This is a genomic window from Prosthecobacter sp., from assembly GCF_044226605.1.
GTDB lineage: Bacteria > Verrucomicrobiota > Verrucomicrobiia > Verrucomicrobiales > Verrucomicrobiaceae > Prosthecobacter.
Genome location: NZ_JBGAGS010000014.1, coordinates 26,861 through 44,269 on the forward strand (window position 1 = coordinate 26,861; position 17,409 = coordinate 44,269).

Consider the following 17,409-nt stretch of genomic DNA (forward strand, 5'->3'; position numbering starts at 1 on the left):
GCCTCTTCCGCTCCATTATTGGGCTTCAGTCTCAAGAAAATCCTTATTTCTTCCCCTCCAAGCCGACTTTGGCCGACAGGGGAATTTGCAGCCGCTTAAGGCCAATTCGTCTCCGATGCTCAAAATCAAACTCTAGCTGAATCTCCCGGGTCGACGCTCTGTCCCACGAACGATAAGGCGCGTTTGCCTCGGGTACGACAGCAATCAATTGACGCAATTTGCTGAAGATCTTCAGGATCGGAACACGCTTGGAATTGGATGAATTCATGGCATCGGCGTTGGATTAAATAACTCATATGAACACTATATGTTCAATAACACGTGTTCAAATGAATTTTTACTTTGATTCCAAAATCGACGTCACCTCTCTCCATTGACGTCACCACCATCAAAGTTCATGTGCTGCCATGTCTAATATCGAAGGCCATCTGCCACCTTTAGCGCGACTCACCATCCCCCAGTATGCCATGGCCCTCGCTCATGTCGCGAGCTTGAGGTCCGAGGACCCGTTCCGAAAAGTGGGCGCCGTGGCCATTGATTTTGACAACCGCGTCATCGGCACGGCTTACAATGGTCTCGCTCCCGGCTACAATGCCGACGCTGATTTCTGGGCGGACCGCGATGCGCGGCGCAAATTCATGCTGCACGCCGAGGTGAACCTCTGCAGCCTTTTTACCCGTGGCAATGTCCGCCTCGTCGCCTGCACCACCAAGCCTTGCACCAGCTGCATGCAGATGCTTTGCGCCTACGGCGTTAAAGAGGTGTATTTCCGCGACGACTACCCTGAGTCCGAGGCAGATGCCATCGCCGCACGCTACGGCATCCCGCTCCTGCAACTGGCTGACTACCCGCAGATCATCTCTCCAGCGGGCTCATTGTGAGGGATCAGAGCGCCGTCACCGCCCCTTGCTGGTGGGAGGCCAGCGCCGCCGCAAAGATCTCCTGCGTGGCCACCGCCTCCTCCACCGTGGCGCAGCCGCACCGCCCTGCCAGCAGCCCCTCGCGCTCCATCAGATAGGTCGCCCACATCTGCTGGATCATGTCCGGAAATCCCGGCTCAAAAATACCGCCAGTCACGGTCTTGAACGGCATGCCAAATCCCAGGTCAGTCTTCTTCCAGTACTGCTCCTTGCCATTCTCAAAGATCCACAGCGTCTTCGGCTCCTTGGTGCTGAATTTCACCCCTCCCTCTGTCCCTAGCACCTCCAGAAACCACGTGTTCGTCTCTCCGGGCGCCATGCGCTTCATTTCAAACCGCAGCGGCACCTCATTCCCGCCGATTTCCGTCCAGCAGTTCAGCAGGGCGTTGTCCCAGGTGTCGCAGTCCGCCATCCCGCCCTTGCCATCCGGCCGCTTCGGGTAGCCCTTCTGCAGCTGCGCAAAGAGCCGCTGCGGCCGCCAGCCCAGGCGCAAAGGAATGTGGCAGGCATGCATGCCCAGATCTCCCAGCACGCCGATCTCTCCGCAGCTCGCCGACTTGCGCTTCCAGTTCGCCGCTTTCGTCGCGTCCAGGTCGCTGCTGTGATGAAAGCCGGCCACCACTTCCAGCACGCGGCCGAGTTTGCCCTCCTTCACATGCTGCATCACCCGCTGCGCGCCGGGCAGGAAGGGAAATTCTGAGCTGCAGCGCACAAAGCGGCCTGAAGCCTGCGCTGCCTCCGCGATGCGCCGCGCAGACGCGAGGTCGATCCCGAACGGCTTTTCCGCAAACAGATCCTTCCCTGCCGCCAAAACGTCGCAGTAAATCTTCTCGTGCAGGTTGTGCGGCACAGCCACATACACCACGTCCACCGCAGGATTGAGCAGAAGTTCCTGGTACCCGCCGGTGATCTGGGTGCAGGAGGGGATGCGGCGAAACCAGTTCCGCACGTCCTCGACCAGATCCGCCACCGCCACCAGTTCCGGCTGCACTTCCACATCCGTCAGGGCGCACCAGCGTGCGAAGGCGCTCGCCATCTCCCGGCCCATCAGGCCGCCGCCGATAATCCCGATCCCAATCTTTTTCATAGCTGGTTCAAACGCAGCGGTCCGGCCAAATCAAACAGCCGTCGTCGCGTTCTTCACGGCGAGTTCATGCTTCGCCAGCTTCAGATCGGCCTCGACCATGATCTGCACCAGTTCCTTGAACTTCACCTTGGGCTCCCAGCCCAGCTTTTTGCGCGCCTTGGCCGGGTCACCAATCAGAAGATCCACCTCCGCCGGCCGCTCATAGCGCGCGTCGTAGCTCACGTGTTTCTCCCAGTCCAGGTCCAGCGCGCCGAAGGTCTCCTGCACAAATTCCTTCACGCTGTGCGTCTCGTTCGTGGCGATCACATAATCATCCGGCTCGTCCTGCTGGAGCATCATCCACATCATCTCCACGTAATCCTTCGCGTAGCCCCAGTCGCGCTTGGCATCCATGTTCCCGAGGAAAAGCTTGTCCTGCAGGCCCATCTTGATGCGCGTTGCAGCCCGGGTGATTTTGCGCGTCACAAAGGTCTCCCCACGGCGTGGCGACTCATGGTTGAAAAGGATCCCGCTGCTCGCGTGCAGCCCGTAGCTCTCACGGTAGTTCACCGTCAGCCAGTGGCCGTACACCTTGGCGCAGGCATATGGAGAGCGCGGCCAGAAAGGCGTCGTCTCCGTCTGCGGCACTTCCTGTACCTTGCCAAACATTTCCGAGGAAGACGCCTGATAGAAGCGCACTTTGCCCACCAGCCCGGTCTCACGGATGGCCTCCAAAATACGCTGTGTGCCCAGGCCCACAATGTCCCCGGTGCTCTCCGGCACGTCAAAAGACACCCGCACATGGCTTTGAGCGCCAAGGTTGTACACCTCATCCGGCTTCAAATCGTAGAGCAGCTTCACCAGTGCCACCGAGTCCATCAGATCCCCATAATGCAGGTGCAGATTCTTCGACGGCAGATGCGACTCCGGCTGAAACAGGTGCTCCAGGCGTCCCGTGTTAAAGGACGAGGCGCGGCGGATGATCCCGTGAACTTCATAGCCCTTTTCGAGCAGCAGTTCCGTGAGATACGAGCCGTCCTGTCCTGTGATGCCGGTGATGAGCGCTTTCTTCATGAGTCAAATCGAGCGCCGATCAGACAGTACCGCCTCCATTTTCGCAAGGGGAAAAGCAGGAACATAACAGTTGCACCCCACGCCGCCCCCTATATTCTCTATCCCCCCAATCCAGGCCCAAAATCCACATCATGAGAGCTGACCTCGTCGAACAAGCCGCGCTAATCGTCAAAGATCACCCCGTTCTGATCAACATGGTCTCCAAGCGAGTCCGTCAGATCGCCGCAGGCCATGCCGTCCTCGTCGAGCGCCGTCCCGGCCTCCGTGAAGCCGACCTCGCCCTCATGGAAATCATCCAGGGCAAAGTCACCATCGCCAGCATCGACAAGAACTAGGCCCCTGCCCTCCCCCGGCAGAACCGCACGTTCATTTGTCAGTTTTCAGCGGTTCCCCCCGCGCGACCCATGTCCGAGATCGCCACGAACCGCAAAGCCCCCCGCGACTATCACATCCTCGAAAAATACGAGGCTGGCGTCGAACTCCGCGGCACCGAGGTCAAATCCATCCGCCTCGGCAAGCTCAACATCGCCGATGCTTTCGCCCGCGTGGATCGCGGCCAGGTCTGGCTGTATGGCTGTGACATCCAGCTCTACGACAAAGCCAGCCACACCACCCACGAGCCCCGCCGCACCCGCCGGCTGCTGCTTCATAAAAACGAAATCATGAAGCTGCTGGCCCAGACCCAGCAGAAGGGCCTCGCCCTCCCCGTTCTGCGCATGTACTGGAAAGGCCCGCGCATCAAAGTCGAAATCGGCGTCGGCAAAGGCAAAACCCACGGCGACCAGCGCCAGGACCTCAAGGACAAGGCCGAGAAGCGCGAAGCCGCCAGGACCGTGGCCAATTTCAATGACAAGAACCGGCGGTAGAGAAATGCCGCTCTGGCATCTGACGACCATCCGCCCCGACCTGTGGGATCTCGTGCCAGATAAACTTCATCCCATCCCTTCTTCACAATTACCGTGAAGACTTGCGGCCTTCAGAGACCAAACGAACCGCCCTGCCCTAAAATGCTTTGGGCTGAGGCGCAGAGAAATCCCAGGAAGTAACCGCCCACTTTTTTCACCCCCGACACCTCCTCCTCATCAGCTCCCTGACTTTGGGCATAGGAGGCACTGCCCTTCGTCGTGGCACATCCCGAAATAAAACCGGTGCCTGATAAAAGCACAGCACTGAAGAGGAGAATTCGCGTGGTTCTCATGGCGTGCTCAAGAGTGCCTGATGTTTTCATGGGAATGGGTTGCCGGGGTGATTCGCCTGACGCGCCACCTTATCATCCGGCAGAAACGGCGGCAACTTGAGAGGCCTGCTGGTTGCCATGATTTCGCAGCGCCCCGGCGTCAGATTGCTTCCTCCTCGCGCGCTCCCCTTCCCTTGGCTTCCTCCATTTGCGCTCCGTTGCACACTCCGCAGAGAGCCGTATCAGCACCATGGTTGCCGGTTGCCCACCCTAAGCACGGCAACTTGGCAACCGGCATCCAGCCAGTGGAAGCCTCAGCGCCGCAGCCCCCGGATCATGAGCACAAAGCCGCTGATGAGAGTGCCGCTGATCAAGCCGCCCAGCGCACCGATCCCCACTCCCGAGGGCCAGCTGCCGAGGCCCCAGCCCGCGCCACAACCGATCAGCAGAAACACCCCCACCATCTTCGCCTGAAACACATTGTCCTTCTTCCGCAGGTTGGGCACACCGCCGATTTTGTCTGCTAGGATGTTATAAGCGGCCTTGGGGTCATCCTGCGGCTTTGGCGTGCCTGCCATGCCACCAGGAGTTGGTTGAGAGAAGACAGGCGGGAGTTCCGGAGGAGTTGAGGCATTCATGGAAGAGATCTTGAGGTATGCGCGCATTCGCGTGTGTGCAGCCGACAGCGACAACGAGATAATGGACTAAGTCTTTCTTGGATCAAAGAAGGATGGTATACCCCCTGTCCGGCTGCAGGCGGGGACTTTTTCATTCCAATGCAACGGTCCTTCACCGCCATTCCATTTCAGAGAGGAGATGTTTTCCACCTGTCCCTTCCGGCTCCGCCCCTCAAAACCACGGCAACTTGAGGAGGGCTCCGGTTGCCGCCCCTGCAAATGCTGACATAGCAAAAATACTGCCCTTCAGTGCCACGACATACCACTTGCTGCTCTCTAATGCCCATTCATGCGCATCCCAAAACAGGCGGCGAGGTGTCCGGTTGCCGAGTTGCCGTGCTTAGGGTGGGCAACCGGCAACCAGCGGGGAGGCAGGCACTTACAGCTCGGGCTTTTCGGCGGTGAGTTTGAAATCAAACAGCACCAGCTCCTCGATGGGGTCCTTCCACGTCTCATACCCCAGGAGACCGGCCATGATGGGATTGATCAGGCTCGTTTCCTGAAAATCTTTGCTGCCTTTCAGGCGGATGGCGGCCCGGTAACGGAGCGCTTTGGTCAGGGCGTTCTTGACCTTCAGGCCCAGGAATTCATGCTGCTGCTTGAAGTCCACCCGGATGCCCGGCAACTTTCCGTCAGGATCCGCGACGAGCGTGGCGGCGGTGATCGCTGCCCCCTCCTGCTTGAACTGAATGGTGCCCTGCGTGCCGAGCGGCAGTGACACGGTGTCTTTAAACGTTTTCGGATCGATGGGGTCTCCGGGGGCTGCGGAGACGATGGCGGTGCCAAGCAGGGCGATGGCGAAGAGAAATCTGCGAAGGATCATGGGAATGAGGGTGTTGGAGTTGAAGGCCTGAAGATTGGATTTTAGGACGCCGATTTTTCTGAGTCAGGCGCCTTCAGGGAGTCGAGGCCGCGCATGGCGTTGTCAATGAATTGCGGTGCCAGAAAGACCCACGGCATGCCAAGGGCATTCCCCAGCGCCTCCATCTGCGTGCACCACCAGGACTGCCGCTCCTCGTCCCAGTAGGCGCACTCACAGGGCTTGTCAGGCTGGCGCAGCATGGCCAGGCTTTGCTGGTAGAAATCGCGCGCCTCAGCTGCGTCTGAGTCCGCCACGGAGTGGGCGCGATTGCACAGCGCGCCGCCGAGGTAGATCTCGTTTTCACGCTCCTTCGGGAAGAGGCGGAGCAGCTCTTTCCGGATTTCAATGGCACGGTCAAACGAAGGCCGTGCATCCGCCGGCCGTCCTGTATCCAGACACAGCATGCCAAGATGATTGTGGGAGGCCGCGAGGAGGCTGCACGTAGCCATGCTTCGCTTGAATCTGGAGGGGCGCACGCCTTGCAGCAGCGTCTGCACCCGGCGGAAATTGGTTTCTGCCAGGGGCACATTGCCGCTGCTACGGCAGGCGTATCCCACGTCATAACTTTCAGCCGCCAGCCTCTGTCTCCGGCCCGGCAGCCACAGGAAATGCGACTGCCCATCCAGATGCTGACTGCGAATGACAAGCGGATCGTCGGAGGAAGGCATGGCGGTAGATGTTATTGAGGTGCGGTGAATTGCGCCATGATGCGGAAACGCCACGTGGGATCTTTCTCATGCCTCCAGCCCGGTTTCACCTCGGCACTGAAAAGCTCAAAGGGCACGCCGAGGGGGACTTGGTCGGAGGTCGGCGTGTAGGTCACCGTGCGCGTGCCGCCATTCACACCCGCGCCATAGCTGCCCGTCCTGCGGTCGGCACGCCCATCATGCGTGGTGGTGACCGAGACGAAGACGGAATGGTCGGCGGTGTGCACGTAGCCAAGGGCAAAGCTCGTGGAGGCAGGCACGGCATCGCTGGGAATGTCGTGCTTTTTGACCTCCTTGCCATCCTTCTCCGCCTCGATCCAGAAGCGTCCCTGCACCGCCTCTGGAAAGGTGAACGACAGGCGCTCGAAGGTGATGCTGAGATCGCGAAGTTCCTCAGGTGTCGTCTCGGTGCGTTTGACGCTGCCTGCGGGATCAGCCGCGTGGCACACGGGACTATGAAGCATCACACAAACGATGATGGATAAAAAGATCAGCGCGAGTCTCATGAGGTGGATGATGTGGTGCCTGCTTCGGAAAATCCTACATCATACCAAGCCTTTCTGGCCACCGCGAAATGAAGGCCTCCAGCGATACAGCGTGCTGCCTTAATCTTCGAATTGATCCGCAATCATCGCCAGCACCGCCTCATTGCAGGCCTTGGCATCGGCCTGATTGCAGGTGACCAGAATGGCGGAATCTTTGGCCGGAGCGAGCCAGGCGCAGGCCATCCACATGGTGTTGCTGCCATTGTGGGACAGAGCACGGCCACCGGCCCACGGCTGGCCGTCGGCGATGATCCAGCCCATGGCGTATTTCGGCTCGCCAGCGCCGGGCGTATGCAGCTTTTCGAGGGTGGCGGGTTTCACCAGTTTGATCTTGGCGGAGGGAAGCTGGGCCGCGACAAATTTGGCCCAGTCACCGATGGAGCAGTGCACGGTGCCGGCAGGGCCGATGGCGGCGGGATTGTCCGCTTCAGGGCCGGGCTGCACGGGCGTGCCATCAGCTTTGTGGCCACGAGGCTGGTCGTTTTTCGCGGGCTTGCCCGGAGCGCCAAAGCCTGCGGAGGTCATGCCGAGCGGGAGGAAAATTTTCTCCCGCATGAGGTCCTCCCATGATTTGCCCGTGACCTTCTCGGCGATGTGCCCGGCCATGGCGTAGCCGGCATTGGAGTAGATGTATTTCCCGCCCGGCACCGCTTCGGGCGGCTTGGAGGTGACCTCCTTCAGGAGCAGCCGACGCGCACTCGTGGCAGCCCCCTGATGCTGGCGAAGCCTTCCCCAAAGCTCATCTTTTTCGAGGGAAGCAGGAGCACCACCGCGATGCGTAAGCAACTGCTCAAGCGTCACAGCCTGATACTCCGCGCTCATGCTCTTTTTCAACTCGGGAAAAGTTTCGCCAAGGGTCTGAGTCCACTTCAGCTTTCCTTCATCCACCAGAATGCCGCAGAGAAAGCCGGTCATCGCCTTCGTGTCGGAGCCGAGATGAAACAGGTCATCGACCGCGATCTTGTCTCCCCTGCCCCGCGTGCGCACTCCCGCCACACCGAGGGCGACGACTTCGCCTTTGCGAACCACGGCTGCCGCCATCCCTGGCAGGTCATTCTTTTGAATGATGGGGGCAAGCAGCGTCGAGACATCCTTCGGAGGCGTCGGAGCAGCACGGACAGGAAAGAAGGCCAGAGCAAGCGTGGTGAGGATGGCGGTGGGAATCATCTTCATATGCTTATACCTGCCGGAAATGGCGCTCTCGGTTACAATTTTTCTCCACATGGGACGGGCAGCATTGAGTGGCCACTGTCGGCGGCGGCGCAGCACCGACAGAAAAGGTCATCAGAGCCAAGGTGGCGAGGATGGCAGTGGAATTCGTTTTCACCGATTGGGCCGGGTTGGAATGGCATGACTAGTCCTGCCGCTACTCCTCGGAGTAAAGAACGTGGTGAAGAGGGTGATCTTTGCGATCTATGCCAGTCAAAATAAACTTCCGATTGTGTTCGGGAACTGCCCTGTAAGCCAGGCGCAGCGCTTCTTTGGTATCTTCGGATGGCATTGCGTCATAGGCACGCCACGCTTCCAAACACCGATCCCTCGACGTCGGCCGTCCGTTCAGCGCTTCAATCTCATCGGCAACCTCACGGATAAATTGTTCTGGCTCGATCCCATAAGACGCATCCGTGGCTGTAAATGAGGCCAAAGGCCAGATACTGACCGAGGCATCCGGCGGCGGCTGAGTGACAACCCAGCCGGATCTCACCTTTTCTTTGAATTCCTCGAACGTGACCCATGTCCAGCAATCGACCATGCCATCGCGATAGATGCGGATAGGCGTCAGGTGGTACTGGTCATTGTGAATGAACGCCATGGCGAACACTCCATCAATGCGCTCCCCCTCAGGCGTAACACGGTATGTTTTAAAGAATGATGCCATCTCTGTTTTGATTCATACGAGCCCCCTGCCCGCATCCGTTTTGTTCAGCCTTGTGTGGCCGATGGTCTGCTGTGGGGTCACTTGCCTTTGGGGTAAAGGAAGCCAAAGCCTGTCATGGAATCAATCATGTTCTCCTTGATGGTCATGTCGGGGACGTAATATCCAATCCGCCCGACTTCGTTACCAGCTTGGAGGCTTTTCGCTGCTTCCACGGACATTTTCCAGCCGTTCTCGATGATCTCTCCCTCTTGCTGGGGGCGTTTGATGATAAACGTGGCGTTACGGGAGTAAACCTGAATGGCGGAGAATGGCATGCCATACAAAGTTTTGCCTTGGTAGTTCGGGTCGTGTTCGCCACTGTAGAGCCGGATGGTGCTCCGTGCCTCTGCGGAAATGGTGATGGTCTTCTCCTCGATGACCACTTTGGTAGCTTTGATGATTGTAACGTCGGCATCTGATGCAGCGTGGATGGATGTGCCCAACACCAAAACGGAGAAGGCAATAAGGGTGAATAAAGTTTTCATACACGATCAGTTTGAGCAACTCGGTGCCTTGTGTCTGTAAAATGGGGGTAAAGATTTCTGAGACTTGGGCGGTGCTGCGTCGTTGGACGAACTATTGAATGGCCGCCAGTTTTGTCGAGGACCACGGACGCGGGAAACAGCACGCAAGGACGCGTGCGCTCCATCCACGCCCTTGCCCTGCGCGCGCGGCTCGTTAGCATCCGCGCCTTATGAATCGCAAACGCCTTGGCCGCACGGGTATCGTTGTCACTGACATCTGCATGGGAACCATGACCTTCGGCCTGCAGGCCGATGAGGAAACATCCTTCGAGATCATGGACCGCGCATTGGAGGCCGACATCGATTTCTTCGACACCGCCGAGCTTTATCCCGTGCCGCCGAGTGCGGAGCTGTTCGGCGTGACGGAGCAGATCGTGGGCAAGTGGCTTAAAGGGCAGAAGCGCGGCGAGATCATCATCGCTTCCAAAGTCACCGGCCCGGGCCACGGCTGGTTCCGCCCGCCAGTACGCGGCGGCTTCACCGCACTGGACCGCCGCCAGATTTTCCAGGCCTGCGAGGACAGCCTGCGCCGCCTGCAGACCGATTACATTGACCTGTATCAGACCCACTGGCCGGACCACGGCATGCAGCAGGAAGAAACCCTCGGCGCACTGACCGATCTCATCGACCAGGGGAAAATCCGCGCCTGGGGCGGCAGCAATGAGACCTGCTGGGGCGTCATGAAAAACCTCTGGGAAGCCGAGAAGCACGGCCTCGCCCGCATGGCCACCGTGCAGAACAATTTCTCCCTCATCAACCGCCGCTGCGAGAGCGAACTCGCCCAGGTCTGCCGCAAAGAAGGCGTGAGCCTCCTGCCCTACTCGCCCCTCGGCGGCGGCGTGCTCTGCGGCAAGTACAATGGCGGCGCACTCCCCAAAGGCGCACGCTTCACCGACTACATCCAAAACGGCGGCCCGCGCCAGAAGCTCATGGCCGCCCGCTTCGTGAATGAGCGCAGCCTTGAAACCACCGCGCGCCTGCAAGTCATCGCCCAGGACCTCGGCGTCTCCGTCACTGCACTCGCTCTTGCCTGGAGCAAGCAGCACGACTTCGTCGCCTCCACCATCGTCGGCGCCACCACCGTCGCCCAGCTCAACGAAAGCCTCGCCGCCGCCGACCTCGTCCTCAGCGCCGAAACCCTGGCACGAATCAATGCGATTGATGCCGAGATTCCGTGCGCGATGACGGAGGATGGGCTGCGGCGGCTGTAAAATGCTCACCAACAATAAAGCTCTCTCTTTGACGCGCGACGCTTGCCCTCCCTCGTTCTCCCATGAGCAAGAAATCCAAACCTGCCGGCATCCAGTGGCTCAAGAAGGTCGAGGAGCATGACTACCCCGCCGCCCAGTCCTACCTGCTGCTGCTCTATGACAAAAAGCAGGTAAAGCAGTTCGTGAGCCGCCTGAAAGCCGCGGACGTCACCCAGTTCAAATCCAAGGACATCTTCCGCGCCTCCGGCCTCTCCTTGCTCGGCGTCAGCAATTCCCACGTAGAAAAGGACAGCAAAAAGATCCGCGATGGCAAGGCGCTCTCTCCCCTGCTCCTGGTCCGCGACCCGCTCCATGGCAAAGTCATCATTGCAGACGGCTACCACCGCCTCTGCGCCATCTACAACTTCGACGAAGACGCCTGGATTCACTGCAAGATCGTCTAGCCGCCCAGCGATTAGAGTGCCGCACGTCTGAAGGCGCTCCCGGTAGCAGCCTGTGCAGGGCGTCACATCTGCGGACCTCTCCCGCACTGTGCCCCCTGCCAAGTTCTCAGTCTTGAGAACACTTTTTTCTTGTCGCTCGCAGGCGTGCCACCTAAAACACGCGCTTTCCCGACAACCAACCCACTCGCAATCATCCTCATGAGCAACGACGGCAAACCATCCATGGCCTTGTTTTGGGGCTGTTTCATCGCCCTGATCACCACTTCATATGCGTTCTTCTCGCGCATGTACCTATGCGATGTGCGCCTGGGCATCGACCTGAACATCGACAAGGGCACCATCGGCGCGCTCAAAGGAGCCGGCATCTGGCCCTTCGCCATCTCCATCATCCTTTGGAGCCTCATCATTGACCGCATCGGCTACAAGATCGCCATGCTCTTCTCCTTCGTGAGCTACCTCATCTACGCCGGCATGGCCTTCATGGCCTACAGCGCCATCCATGGCGTGACGGGTGATGCGCTGGTGGCCGGGCAGAAAACCGCCTTCAATCTCCTGTACTGGGGCAGCGTCATCCTCGGCCTCGGCAACGGCACCGTGGAAGCCTTCATCAATCCGGTGGTCGCCACCATGTTCAACAAGGACAAGACCAAGTGGCTGAACATCCTCCACGCTGGCTGGCCCGGCGGCCTGGTTGTCGGCGGTCTCTGCACCATCGCCCTCGCCGATGTGGCGAAGACTGGCGACTGGCGCATCGTGCTGGGCTTGGTCCTCGCCCCCGCCGTTGTGTATCTCTTCATGCTTATCGGTGCGAAATTCCCCACGAACGAACGCGAAGCCGCCGGTGTCGGCTACGTGGAAATGCTCAGCGAGCTCGGCGTCTTCGGTGCCTTCGTGGCCTTCGCCCTCATCTTCGCCCAGCTTGACCAGGTGCCCGAGCTGAAGCCCATCTTCTTCAGCGCGAATGCCAAATGGATCTACACGGCCATCGTCGCCATCATTTTCGGCGTCATCACCAAGAGCTTCGGTCGCCCCCTGCTCGCCTTCATGATCATCATCATGATGCCCCTGGCCACCACGGAAATCGGCACCGACGGCTGGATCGGCGGCCTCATGGAAAAGCCCATGGAAGCCGCCGGCAAAAACCCGGGCTTCGTGCTGGTGTACACCTCAGCCATCATGATGGTGCTGCGCTTCTTTGCCGGTCCTATCGTCCACAAGTTCTCCGCCGTCGGCCTGCTGGTCATCAGCGCCATCCTCGCCATCGCCGGCCTCACCGCGCTTTCCTTCACCGGCAACTCCGGCCTCGTCGCCATCTTTGCCGCAGCCACGCTCTACGCCTTTGGCAAGACCTTCTTCTGGCCCACCATGCTCGGCATCACGGCGGAGCAGAGCCCCAAGGGCGGTGCCCTCACGCTCAATGCCATCTCCGGCATCGGCATGCTGGCCGTCGGCATTCTGGGCTTCCCCTTCATCGGCGGCCTGCAGGAAGACACCACCACCAAGCTGATCGCCACGAAGAACCCCGCGCTGGTGCAGCAGATCACCGTGGACAAGAGCTACGTGCTCGGGCCTTACAAGGCCGTGGACCCCGCCAAGGCCTCTGCCGTGACCAGCGAGGCGGACAAGACCACCATCGACGAGGCCACTAAGCACGGCCAGTTCACCGCCCTCGGCAAGATGGCCATGTTCCCATCCTTCATGCTCGCCTGCTATCTGGCCATGTTCTTCTACTTCAAATCACGCGGCGGCTATAAAGCAGTGGACATCAACGCTTCCCACTAGCACCACTCCCCCTCCTTTTCGGGGCGGCTGTCCTCACGGGCGGCCGCCCCGTTTTTTTCACCCACACAACACACCCGCATCAGCACCACCACACATCCTCTATGAGCGACAAAAACCGAATGAGACTTCTCTGGGCCGGATTCATGGCCATTCTTGCCGCAGGCGTCGGCTTCAGCATCCGCAACGGCATCGGAAGTCAATGGACCGGCCTGTTTGGATTCACCGGCCTGCAGGTGGGCCTCATCGGCGGGGCGGGCTTCAGCGGCTTCTGCTTCGGCATCATCATCGGCGGCATCATTGTGGACAAGATCGGCTACGGCAAGCTCGTCGTCGCCGCCTTCATCCTGCATCTGCTTTCCGCCGCCATCACGCTCATCCCCTCCGCGGGCATGGCCCAGCAGAGCGCCTTCCTGGCCCTCTTCATCGGCACCTTCACCTTCTCGCTGGCCAACGGCACCCTCGAAGCCGTGGCCAATCCGCTGGTGGCCACCCTCTTCCCTGAGAACCGCACCCATTACCTCAACATCCTCCACGCCTCCTGGCCTGCGGGCATGATCCTCGGCGCGCTCATCACCCTTGCCGTCGGCTCCTCTTGGAGCTGGAAGGCGCAGCTTGCCCTCTACCTTGTGCCCACCGTCATCTACGGCTTCATGTTCTTCGGCCAGTCCTTCCCCCGCTCCGAAGCCTCCGCCAAGGGCCTTTCCCTCGGCGAGATGATGAAGGACGTCGGCATCCTCGGCGGCGCTGTCGCCGGCTTCTTCCTCTACCTCTTCACCCGCGATGCCCTGGGCGGCAACATCCTCAAAGGTCTGACCGGCTCTGAATTCTTCGTCAGCGCAAACTGGAACTACATCTCCATGGCGGCAGGCGCGGGCTTCCTCATCTGGGTGGCGGTCATCACAAAGTTCTCCATCGGCCACTGGCTGCTGTTTGTGCTCTTCCTCGCCCATGCCATCATCGGCTCGCTGGAGCTCGGCACCGACTCCTGGATCGAAACCATCAACGGCACCATCCTCAGTCCGATGGAAGGCAAGATCCTCTTCATCTTCGCCTGCGCCGTAATGTTTGCCCTGCGCTTCTGTGCCCACTGGATCGAGGACAAGCTGAAGTTCTCCCCCGTCACCATCCTGTTTGTCTGCTCCCTCTGCGCCATCGGCGGCCTGTATGCCGCTTCCGGCGTCACCGCCATCGGCATGGCCTTCGGCGCCATGCTCATCTACAGCATCGGCAAAACCTTCTTCTGGCCCACCATGCTCGCCGTGGTGTCTGACCGCTTCCCCAGCACCGGCGCCGTCGCCATCAGCATCATGGGTGGCATCGCCATGCTTTCCGTGGGCCAGCTTGGCGGCCCCGGCCTGGGCTATGGCAAAGACCGCTTCACCGCGGAGCACATGAAGGCCAATGGCCAGACCGCCATCCTCGAAGCCAACAAGGCGGAGAAGTCGAGCCAGTGGCTCGATTTCGAAGCAGTGTCCGCGCTGGACGGCAAGAAGCTGGAAGAAGCCAAGGGTGTCGCCGCAGACAAGCGCACCCCCGAGCAGAAGGCCATGGCCGAGGCTGAGATCGCCGGCTGCCGCAAGCTCCTGCGCACGGACGCCATGCTGCCCATCGGCATGGCGATCATCTACCTTCTGCTGCTGTTCTACTTCAAGTCCATCGGCGGCTACAAGGCCCTGACCATCTCCGAAGAAGAAGCCGCCGCCAAGGCCTGATCCTCTCCCCTTTCCCCACGCGGCGTCCCCTCACCGGGACGCCGTTTTTATTTCCCGCCGGTGCAAGAAACTTGAAACTTCGAACCTTAAACTTCACACTCTGATCCCCATGCCAACCTACGTTTACGAAACCATCCCCCAGTTTGAAGGCGAGCCCACCAAGCGCTTCGAAGTCCGCCAGAGCATGAAAGACGCCGCCCTCACCCAGCACCCGGACAGCGGCCAGCCCATCCGCCGCGTCCCCATCGGTGGCACTGGCATCATGGGCGGCAGCAGCGGCGCCAGCTCCCAGTCCTCCTCCGGCGGCGGCTCCTGCGGCAGCGGCTGCGGATGCCATTGATAGTAGTCCGCTCAGTCCTCTGAGCGGCACGCAAGCTCCATGATGCGCGCGCCACACTGGGCCGCGCAAAATCCAGAGCCTACCAGACACGCTCTGCATGCTGCGTCGGCACTCCAAAGTAATGACGCGACGGCTGGGCCGAAAAAGCAAACGCTGGCTGACTCGAGCCGCACAGAGGACTGTGCGGACCACTATAGTGCGGCCTCTCACGGCCTGTGTTTTTCGAAGCACGCCACCGACTGATCATGACTTTCCGCTTTTTCAATCCGGCAGAAAGAGTCGAAGTCACCCAAGGTCACCTGCCGCACTGGGATCAAGCGGAAGCCACCTATTTCATCACCTGGCGCACGGCAGATTCCATGCCACGGGACGTCTGGTTAAAATGGAGGCATGAACGCGATGGCTGGCTGCTGGAGAATGGCATCTCGCCCCTCGCCAAAGACTGGCGCAGACAGGTCGAAGACCTTTCCGAAGAGGAGCGAAACGACTTCCGCCAATTCTCCCGCAGGCTGGAATACGAGATGGATTCATGCCACGGCGAATGCGTGTTGCGACAGCCCGCAATCGCCTGCCATGTGGAGCAAACCCTGCGTTTCTTCGACGGCTCACGTTACACGCTGGGTGATTTCGTCATCATGCCCAACCATGTTCACCTGCTGGTCGGCGGGCTCGCAAGACACACTATGCTCAAGCAGGTGGCCTCCTGGAAAAATGGTCGGCCCTCAAAATCAACGAAGCCCTGGGTCGAAGCGGCAAATTCTGGCAGGACGAGAGCTTCGATCACCTGGTAAGACACCAAGCTTCATTCGACAAACTCCGAACCTACATCGCCGAAAACCCACAAAAAGCAGGGCTACGCAAAGGCGAGTTTTTTTACTGGCGGCGCGACTGAAAGATGCCAGCTCCCCATAGTGGTCCGCTCAGTCCCCTGAGCGGCACGCAAGCTCTATGATACGCGAGCCACACCAAGCTGCGTAGAACCCAAGACTCCAGGCCATCGAACGAGAATCTGGATGAGAAGGAAACACTGGCTGACTCGAACCGCACAGAGGATTCCCTTCGGGGCTACGCAGGTGTGGACCACTTTGTGCAGCCACTTTCAGAAGACACGAAAACTCATACCTCCGGTCATTCCGCCCGTTCCGTGTCTTCCGCAGGCAAGACTGCATCGGCCTCCTTCACCACCGCCCCCTTCCTCCCCAGCCGCGCCGCATAAAACCCGTCAAACGCTCCCGTCTCCGGCGTGCGGTGCAGTTCCTCCTCCAGCGTCCACTCTTCCCCGTGCTTCGCCAGGAACGCCTTCACCTGCTCCTCATTCTCGCTCGGCATGATGCTGCACGTCGCATACACCAGCTTGCCACCGGGCACGACCATGCGGCTGTAGCTTTCCAGAATCTCCGCCTGCAGCGCGATCAACCGGTCGATCTCCGCATCGCTCAGCTTCCACTTCGCGTCCGGATTTCGGCGCAGCACGCCCAATCCGGAGCACGGCACATCCAGCAGTACGCGGTCCGCTTTTTGCGCCAGACGCTTCACCGTCTTGGAGCCCTCGATCTCCCGCGCTTCAATGATGTCCACCCCGGCGCGTGAAGCGCGCTTGCGCAGTTCCGCCAGCTTCCACGCATGCACATCCATCGCCAGCAGCCTGCCTTTGTTGCGCATGATCGCCGCGATGTGCAGCGCCTTGCCACCACCGCCCGCGCACGCATCAATGACACGCATGCCCGGCTCCGGCTGCAAAAACGGCGCGATCAGCTGGGACGCCGCGTCCTGCACTTCAAACAGCCCGGCCTTGTAAGACGCCGTGCCAAACAGGTTCGCCCGCTGCTTCAGTCGCAGTGCGCTCGGCACCTGCTCCACCGCCTCGGTTTCATAGCCTTCCTGCCCAAGCTTTTCGCGCAATGCGCGGCGATCATTCTTGAGCGTGTTCACCCGCATGAAGACATCCGCAGGCTGGTTCAGCGCCTCGCGCAGCACCGGCCATGAGGCTCCGAGTTCCTTGCTGCCGCGCGCCTCCAGCCAGTCCGGGATCGCGGCACGAATGGCAGGCGGAGCACCCTCCTTTGCCCGCTTCAAAACATCGCCCGGCTTCACATCGGGGGCGGCGTCATCCTTGGGCAAATCTCGCCCGTTGGTGATCCAGTACGCCGCCCACACACGCCACAGCCTCTCAGGCGTGATGGCCTCCGGCTGCGTGTGCTCCTCATCCGGCAGTCCGGCCAGAAACCAGAACCAGCGCCACCAGCGCACGCATTCATAAATGGACTCCGCGAAAATGCGCCGGTCCCGGCTGCCCCACTTGCGGTGCCGCTTGAAGGTGTACTCGATCACCTTGTCCGCATACCTCCTGCCCACAAACACCTCTCCGAGTGAGAGAATGATTTCGTCGAGCAGATGGGGCGGGAGTTTCATCCTGCGTCGATAGAGCCCGCCTCCCCGGCTTGCAAGCCG

At 60.0% G+C, this 17,409-nt stretch carries 20 protein-coding genes; 9 read left to right on the forward strand and 11 right to left on the reverse strand.

The window, feature by feature from the left end; genetic code table 11:
- Nucleotides 1-43 precede the first annotated feature (43 nt).
- Complete coding sequence (locus ACILSO_RS19600) at nucleotides 44-268, reverse strand: hypothetical protein (RefSeq protein WP_395739143.1); 225 nt, start codon at nucleotides 266-268, stop codon at nucleotides 44-46.
- Nucleotides 269-467: 199 nt separating this feature from the next.
- On the opposite strand from ACILSO_RS19600, the gene ACILSO_RS19605 reads away from it, so the two are divergent.
- Entirely contained in the window at nucleotides 468-881 is a 414-nt protein-coding gene (locus tag ACILSO_RS19605) for a deoxycytidylate deaminase (protein WP_395739334.1), read from the forward strand.
- Nucleotides 882-885: 4 nt separating this feature from the next.
- On the opposite strand, the gene ACILSO_RS19610 is transcribed toward ACILSO_RS19605, so the two are convergent.
- Entirely contained in the window at nucleotides 886-2,007 is a 1,122-nt protein-coding gene (locus tag ACILSO_RS19610) for a Gfo/Idh/MocA family protein (RefSeq protein ID WP_395739144.1), read from the reverse strand.
- A gap of 30 nt (nucleotides 2,008-2,037) precedes the next feature.
- Entirely contained in the window at nucleotides 2,038-3,060 is a 1,023-nt protein-coding gene (gene gmd / locus ACILSO_RS19615; RefSeq protein WP_395739145.1) for a GDP-mannose 4,6-dehydratase, read from the reverse strand.
- A 131-nt stretch (nucleotides 3,061-3,191) separates the two neighbouring features.
- Between gmd and ACILSO_RS19620 the strand changes: the two genes are divergently transcribed.
- Nucleotides 3,192-3,395 carry a DNA-directed RNA polymerase subunit omega gene (locus ACILSO_RS19620; RefSeq protein ID WP_395739146.1) on the forward strand — a complete coding sequence of 68 codons (204 nt, stop codon included), beginning with the start codon at nucleotides 3,192-3,194 and terminating at the stop codon, nucleotides 3,393-3,395.
- Nucleotides 3,396-3,464: 69 nt separating this feature from the next.
- A complete protein-coding gene (smpB, locus tag ACILSO_RS19625) occupies nucleotides 3,465-3,926 on the forward strand; it encodes an SsrA-binding protein SmpB (RefSeq protein WP_395739147.1) in 462 nt (153 codons plus the stop codon).
- Between the two features lie 625 nt (nucleotides 3,927-4,551).
- On the opposite strand, the gene ACILSO_RS19630 is transcribed toward smpB, so the two are convergent.
- The 7 genes from ACILSO_RS19630 to ACILSO_RS19660 form a co-directional block, all read right to left on the reverse strand.
- Nucleotides 4,552-4,875: a hypothetical protein gene (locus ACILSO_RS19630; RefSeq protein ID WP_395739148.1), complete on the reverse strand. Its 324-nt coding sequence runs from the start codon at nucleotides 4,873-4,875 to the stop codon at nucleotides 4,552-4,554.
- 418 nt (nucleotides 4,876-5,293) lie between these two features.
- On the reverse strand, nucleotides 5,294-5,737 hold the full coding sequence (locus tag ACILSO_RS19635; protein WP_395739149.1) for a hypothetical protein: 444 nt from the start codon (nucleotides 5,735-5,737) through the stop codon (nucleotides 5,294-5,296).
- Between the two features lie 41 nt (nucleotides 5,738-5,778).
- Complete coding sequence (locus tag ACILSO_RS19640; RefSeq protein WP_395739150.1) at nucleotides 5,779-6,444, reverse strand: tetratricopeptide repeat protein; 666 nt, start codon at nucleotides 6,442-6,444, stop codon at nucleotides 5,779-5,781.
- Between the two features lie 11 nt (nucleotides 6,445-6,455).
- Nucleotides 6,456-6,989 (reverse strand): hypothetical protein, encoded by a 534-nt coding sequence (locus ACILSO_RS19645; protein WP_395739151.1) that lies wholly within the window; start codon nucleotides 6,987-6,989, stop codon nucleotides 6,456-6,458.
- Nucleotides 6,990-7,088: 99 nt separating this feature from the next.
- Complete coding sequence (locus ACILSO_RS19650; protein ID WP_395739152.1) at nucleotides 7,089-8,195, reverse strand: serine hydrolase domain-containing protein; 1,107 nt, start codon at nucleotides 8,193-8,195, stop codon at nucleotides 7,089-7,091.
- Nucleotides 8,196-8,394: 199 nt separating this feature from the next.
- Nucleotides 8,395-8,907: a hypothetical protein gene (locus ACILSO_RS19655; protein ID WP_395739153.1), complete on the reverse strand. Its 513-nt coding sequence runs from the start codon at nucleotides 8,905-8,907 to the stop codon at nucleotides 8,395-8,397.
- A 77-nt stretch (nucleotides 8,908-8,984) separates the two neighbouring features.
- Nucleotides 8,985-9,431 (reverse strand): hypothetical protein, encoded by a 447-nt coding sequence (locus ACILSO_RS19660; RefSeq protein WP_395739154.1) that lies wholly within the window; start codon nucleotides 9,429-9,431, stop codon nucleotides 8,985-8,987.
- A 209-nt stretch (nucleotides 9,432-9,640) separates the two neighbouring features.
- Between ACILSO_RS19660 and ACILSO_RS19665 the strand changes: the two genes are divergently transcribed.
- From ACILSO_RS19665 to ACILSO_RS19690, 6 genes are all read left to right on the forward strand, one after another.
- Nucleotides 9,641-10,681 carry an aldo/keto reductase gene (locus ACILSO_RS19665; protein WP_395739155.1) on the forward strand — a complete coding sequence of 347 codons (1,041 nt, stop codon included), beginning with the start codon at nucleotides 9,641-9,643 and terminating at the stop codon, nucleotides 10,679-10,681.
- Between the two features lie 62 nt (nucleotides 10,682-10,743).
- Nucleotides 10,744-11,124 carry a hypothetical protein gene (locus ACILSO_RS19670; protein WP_395739156.1) on the forward strand — a complete coding sequence of 127 codons (381 nt, stop codon included), beginning with the start codon at nucleotides 10,744-10,746 and terminating at the stop codon, nucleotides 11,122-11,124.
- Between the two features lie 198 nt (nucleotides 11,125-11,322).
- Nucleotides 11,323-12,906: an MFS transporter gene (locus ACILSO_RS19675; protein WP_395739157.1), complete on the forward strand. Its 1,584-nt coding sequence runs from the start codon at nucleotides 11,323-11,325 to the stop codon at nucleotides 12,904-12,906.
- Nucleotides 12,907-13,025: 119 nt separating this feature from the next.
- On the forward strand, nucleotides 13,026-14,618 hold the full coding sequence (locus ACILSO_RS19680) for an MFS transporter (protein ID WP_395739158.1): 1,593 nt from the start codon (nucleotides 13,026-13,028) through the stop codon (nucleotides 14,616-14,618).
- Nucleotides 14,619-14,727: 109 nt separating this feature from the next.
- Nucleotides 14,728-14,958, forward strand: a complete 231-nt coding sequence (locus tag ACILSO_RS19685) for a zinc ribbon domain-containing protein (protein ID WP_395739159.1) — start codon at nucleotides 14,728-14,730, stop codon at nucleotides 14,956-14,958.
- Between the two features lie 245 nt (nucleotides 14,959-15,203).
- On the forward strand, nucleotides 15,204-15,749 hold the full coding sequence (locus ACILSO_RS19690) for a hypothetical protein (RefSeq protein ID WP_395739160.1): 546 nt from the start codon (nucleotides 15,204-15,206) through the stop codon (nucleotides 15,747-15,749).
- Between the two features lie 337 nt (nucleotides 15,750-16,086).
- On the opposite strand, the gene ACILSO_RS19695 is transcribed toward ACILSO_RS19690, so the two are convergent.
- Complete coding sequence (locus ACILSO_RS19695; RefSeq protein WP_395739161.1) at nucleotides 16,087-17,370, reverse strand: RsmB/NOP family class I SAM-dependent RNA methyltransferase; 1,284 nt, start codon at nucleotides 17,368-17,370, stop codon at nucleotides 16,087-16,089.
- Nucleotides 17,371-17,409: the final 39 nt, after the last annotated feature.